1 pseudogene is annotated in these 557 nt (G+C 77.4%); it reads right to left on the reverse strand.

Features of this window, described 5'->3' with window-relative positions:
• Positions 1-557, reverse strand: a pseudogene (locus BZL64_RS42100) (hypothetical protein); the annotation flags it as partial.

Consider the following 557-nt stretch of genomic DNA (forward strand, 5'->3'; position numbering starts at 1 on the left):
CTACAGCTCGGGTACGGCGGCGGTGGACCGGCTGGTCGGAGCGACGAACGGGGCGGGGTTCCAGGGGCTCGCGGCGCAGGCCCAGTCGATGGGGGGCGGCGTGCCGATGCCCGCGCCCGCTCCGGCTCCCGCCCCCGCGCCGGTGCCCATGCCGGCGGCGGCGCAGGTGTTTCCGCAGTCGGTTCCGGCGCCGACGCCTGCGCCCATGCCTGCGCCCATGCCTGCGGCGGCGGCTGCGATGTCACCGGTGCCGTCGCCGATGCAGCTGCCGATGCAGATGCCCATGGCTGCACCCATGGCCGCTCCGATGGCCGCGCCCATGCCCGCGGCTCCGGCGGCGGCGATGGCACCCCAGATGGCACCGGCGATGGCCGCACCGGTGGCCGGGCCGATGGGTGGGCCCGGCGGACCGACCCCGCCGGGGGTGCCCGCCCGCGGTGGCCTCACGGCCGCGCAGGTGCGGGGCACGAACGGACTCTCCCCCGCGGCGACGACAGGCTGGCCCAACGCCCAGAACTGGCCCAACCCAGCGGGAATGGGCCAGTTCTGGGCGTTGG

Source organism: Streptomyces bobili (assembly GCF_002154575.1).
Lineage (GTDB): Bacteria > Actinomycetota > Actinomycetes > Streptomycetales > Streptomycetaceae > Streptomyces > Streptomyces bobili.